General features: G+C 58.9%; 5 protein-coding genes and 1 pseudogene. 5 read left to right on the top strand and 1 reads right to left on the bottom strand.

The features are described 5' to 3' along the window. Window positions 1-222 precede the first annotated feature (222 nt). The 5 genes and pseudogenes from ACEK02_RS27835 to ACEK02_RS27815 all read left to right on the top strand — a co-directional run. Window positions 223-477, top strand: a pseudogene (locus ACEK02_RS27835) (DUF4982 domain-containing protein); the annotation flags it as partial. A 19-nt stretch (window positions 478-496) separates the two neighbouring features. After that, the gene (locus ACEK02_RS27830) at window positions 497-916 is read left to right on the top strand and encodes a hypothetical protein (RefSeq protein WP_371424701.1); all 420 of its coding nucleotides are present in this window, start codon (window positions 497-499) and stop codon (window positions 914-916) included. A gap of 14 nt (window positions 917-930) precedes the next feature. Next, window positions 931-1,356, top strand: coding sequence for a hypothetical protein (locus ACEK02_RS27825; protein ID WP_126848265.1), 426 nt, complete (start codon window positions 931-933; stop codon window positions 1,354-1,356). Window positions 1,357-2,103: 747 nt separating this feature from the next. Beyond that, the gene (locus tag ACEK02_RS27820) at window positions 2,104-2,715 is read left to right on the top strand and encodes a response regulator transcription factor (protein WP_126848263.1); all 612 of its coding nucleotides are present in this window, start codon (window positions 2,104-2,106) and stop codon (window positions 2,713-2,715) included. Window positions 2,716-2,888: 173 nt separating this feature from the next. Next, entirely contained in the window at window positions 2,889-3,512 is a 624-nt protein-coding gene (locus tag ACEK02_RS27815; protein ID WP_371424700.1) for a PAS domain S-box protein, read from the top strand. A 27-nt stretch (window positions 3,513-3,539) separates the two neighbouring features. Here the strand turns inward: ACEK02_RS27815 and ACEK02_RS27810 are convergent. Beyond that, on the bottom strand, window positions 3,540-3,786 hold a 247-nt coding region (locus tag ACEK02_RS27810; protein WP_371424699.1), incomplete at its 5' end, for an EAL domain-containing protein.

The following is a 3,786-nucleotide window of genomic DNA, read 5'->3' as shown; positions in this document are numbered from 1 at the left end:
GCGATCTCGACGCGCGGGGAATATAGCAGCGACCCGGCGCGGAACACCGTCAACAGCTATGACGGCGTGGTCCCCTGGGGCGAAACGCCCGAACAATGGTGGGGCGTTTACGGCGCGCGCGAGTGGCTGGCGGGCGGCTTCGCCTGGACCGGTTTCGATTACCGCGGCGAGCCGACCCCATATGGATGGCCGTCGATCAGTTCGCAATTCGGCATCGTCGACATGTGCGGCTTTCCGAAGGATTATTTCCATTACTACAAGGCATGGTGGCGTCCGGAGCCGGCGCTCCACCTTTTCCCGCACTGGAACTGGGCGGGCCGCGAGGGGGATGAACTCGCCATCTGGGTCTATTCCAACCTTGATGAGGTCGAACTGCTGGTCAATGGTCGCAGCCTCGGCAGCCAGACGGTACCGCACCTCGGGCACGTCGCGTGGAAAGCCATATATCAGCCCGGCGTGATCGAGGCGCGCGGGCGGCGTGGGGGGGCGCGTCGTGATGACGCAGCGGCGCGAGACAACCGGCCCGGCGCGGTCACTGCGCCTGACCGCCGACCGGCTGACGATCGATGCCGATGGCGAGGACGTCGCGCTGATAAAGATCGAAGCGCTCGATGCACGCGGGCGTCCGGTGCCAACCGCCAGTCAGAAACTCGGCTTCCGCGTGTCCGGAGCGGGCAAGCTGATCGGCGTCGGCAACGGCAATCCCAATTGCCTGGAGAGCGACAAGGGGAGCGAGCGGTCGCTGTTCAACGGACTGGCACAAGTGATCGTCCAGTCGAGCAAACGCAGCGGCGCGATTCTGATCGAGGCAGCGGAAAGCGGAGCGCTGGGCATGCCGCTGGTCCCCGCAACACTGACCGTTCAGGCGCAGAAAGCGCCGCTTCGTTCAGCAGTAGCGGCTTCCCGCAAGACGTAGCAGGAGATACTGGCATGGCTGCGTTGGGCGTGCGCAGCATTGCGCAATGGCGCAACGTGCCGGGTCGAGTGCCAAGCGTCGGATCACGCCCAATAGCGGACATTCGCAACATGCACGATACAATCCTAATGGCAAAACGAACTGCGGTCCTTTCGATCATGGTTGCAATGATTGCAGGAGCGTTCTTCGGTTTCGCGCTAGGCGCTCGGCAACCAGCGGTGAGACAGCATATCGACCCAGTTGTCAGGGCGAGAGATTACATTTTCTCTCACTTTCCAAACAGATACTCGGCGAAGGGCGCATACCTTTCCTACTATGTTTCTGATCACCGCGACGCTTGGCTTGTCGAAGTCTCCAACCAAGATGAGATAGGTGGCGGCGTTCGGTTGCTGGTTGTAAAACGAAGTGGCGCGACATCGCTGGTCGGCTTTTCGCAATAAGTAGCGACAGCTTTCCACCCAAGGCGTCAGGTCCCCCGTATATCGCCCGACGAACGAAGGGCTGTTTCTGGGCAGTCACATTGCGATACCCAACCCCCTGCTACGCCCGTGCCCGATCATATCGGCAAGTGACTGGCCAGCGCTTCGGTTTGGCATCCCGGGCAAGCCAAACCCACCCTTCAGAACGGGATCATGCCTCCCAAGCCGCAAGGACAAACTTCCCAATCTGGCGCGGTGGTCCTGCAGCTCCGCGTCCGGAAATCAACGAACGCGGTCGTGGAAGGAACGGCCTGCCCAGTTAACCGGCGGGGCCACTGGCTATGCTTGAACGGTGAGATCACCCTCCGCGGGAGCAGTTTTATCCTTAAAGTAAATCCCATTTTTGGCCAACGGCATCATCCATTTTTGCTATGGAAAGCGTTTTTTTTAGGTGTAATAGTGAAATGTGGTTTTACGAGAAGTGTCCTCGGTCCGTGCATTTCACCGACGTAAACGCCGGGTCGAATCTGTTGTACCTTTATCACGCTCAGATCGAACATTTTACGGCGTGGGAGACGTCAAAATCTCCAATGTGCATTTGCACAATATTGCTGCACCGCAAGATAGATCGCTCTCGATCAATCACGTTTATTTCGGAGAGTTTGTTTCTTCTGACTGCCCGGCACAAGGCGTGATCCGCGCGCCGCCGTTCCCACGTGGGGATAAAGGGCTTCAGGAAACAGTTTCGCCACGGCCAGCGGGGTAGCCATGTTAAAACAGATTTATATCGTCGATGACGACGAACCGGTGCGTAAATCGCTGCAATCCTTGCTCAACATGCGCTCTGAATTCATCATCAGCACCTTCAGTTCGGGCGACGAATTTCTGGCGGCGGCACAAACCCTCGAACCCGGAGTCGTGCTGCTCGATGTGCATATGACCGGCGCGTCCGGGATCGACGTACTGACCGCCATTAGCGCGCGCGATTTGCCCCTGATTTGCGTCATTATCACTGGGCATGGCAATATCAGCATGGCCGTTGAGGCGATGAAAGCCGGCGCAATCGATTTTCTGGAAAAACCGTATGATCACGGTTCGCTGATCACCACCATCGAGCGTGCTTATGATCGCTTGCAAAAGGTCGAAGCGGACGCGGCACGCGTCCTTGCCGCACAACAATCGATCGCGCGCCTGGCCCCGCGCGAAGTCGATGTTTTGATGGGTTTGATCGCGGGGAAGGTCAACAAGGTCATCGCGCACGAACTCGACATCAGCCCGCGCACGGTCGAGGTCTATCGCGCCAACTTGATGACCAAGCTCCACGTCCGGTCCCTACCCGACGCGCTGCGCATCGCTTTTGCAGCCGGGCTCGTGGATTGACCCGCCCGCGCATTGTTTGAATTGCGGATGCCTCGGCTCAAGGGTCGCAAAATCGCGCCCATCGGTGCGGTGTCATCTGTTCCAGACACACGCTCCAATATGATGTATGGTGCGCTGCATCGCGGAGCTATAAGCGACCGGTGATGAACGGCGCACGAGAATCGGATAAGCCCATGGATGGCGATCATGCGATCGCGCGATCCATCCTGGCCATTGTCCCTTTTCCGATGATGGTGATCGACGATTGCGGAATCCTGCGATCGTCCAATCATCATGCCGAGATTTTGTTCGGCTTTGACGGCAAGACCGCGCCGGGCCAGAACATCAACGAATTGATACCCCAACTATATCATCATATCCACGATAGGACCATCGCGGAGTATGCGGGAAGTCTGGACGGCGAACGAATCGCGCAAAGTCGGGTCTTCATGGCGCGCCACCGCGACGGTTATGAAATTCCGGTCGCCGCGCTGGTGAGTAAGGTGGTCATTGAAGGGCAACGGGTGTTTGCCTGCTCTTTGCAAACCCTTTCGGATTGGCTTGGCACCGGCGCACATGCCGCGCAGGCGAGCGAGCGTGATGCGAACGCGATTGGATCGGCCGACACCGTCGCGCTTCTGGTGCATGAACTGAACCAACCGATGACCGCGATGACCAATTTTCTAGCCGCTGCCCAAATCGCGCTGATGGCGGGTTCTTCGCCCGAGACGATCACCGGGTTCGTAAAGGATGCCAGCGCTCAATCCTTGCGCGCGCGGGACCTGCTGCAACGCCTGCGCACAATCTTCGAAGACTGAATCTGCGGTCGGCGACGGCGTTCAGGGCTATAACTGGGCCACGCGAAGCGGGGACCGTGGAGCACCTTTCAGCCCGCGCGCGCCGGTGGAGATCAGGGCCTTCGCCTTTCCGGCCGGCATGCCCTTCCCAAACAGATAGCCTTGGCCAAAATCGCATCCCCATTCCGACAGATGCGCCCACTGGCTCATCTCCTCAATGCCCTCGGCGGTGATCGCCAGATCAAGGCTTTTCCCGAGCGTAATCATGGCGCGCACGATTCCCTCGTTTTTGCTG

It is taken from the genome of Tardiphaga sp. (genome assembly GCF_041424195.1).
Taxonomy (GTDB): Bacteria; Pseudomonadota; Alphaproteobacteria; order Rhizobiales; family Xanthobacteraceae; genus Tardiphaga.
This window is presented reverse-complemented; position numbering and strand designations above follow the sequence as displayed.

What these genes read in the sequence shown, in the direction of transcription:
- ACEK02_RS27830 (WP_371424701.1), top strand. Translation starts at nt 497, where the DNA reads ATGACGCAGCGGCGCGAGACAACCGGCCCGGCGCGGTCACTGCGCCTG.
- ACEK02_RS27825 (WP_126848265.1), top strand. Translation starts at nt 931, where the DNA reads ATGGCTGCGTTGGGCGTGCGCAGCATTGCGCAATGGCGCAACGTGCCG.
- ACEK02_RS27820 (WP_126848263.1), top strand. Translation starts at nt 2,104, where the DNA reads ATGTTAAAACAGATTTATATCGTCGATGACGACGAACCGGTGCGTAAA.
- ACEK02_RS27815 (WP_371424700.1), top strand. Translation starts at nt 2,889, where the DNA reads ATGGATGGCGATCATGCGATCGCGCGATCCATCCTGGCCATTGTCCCT.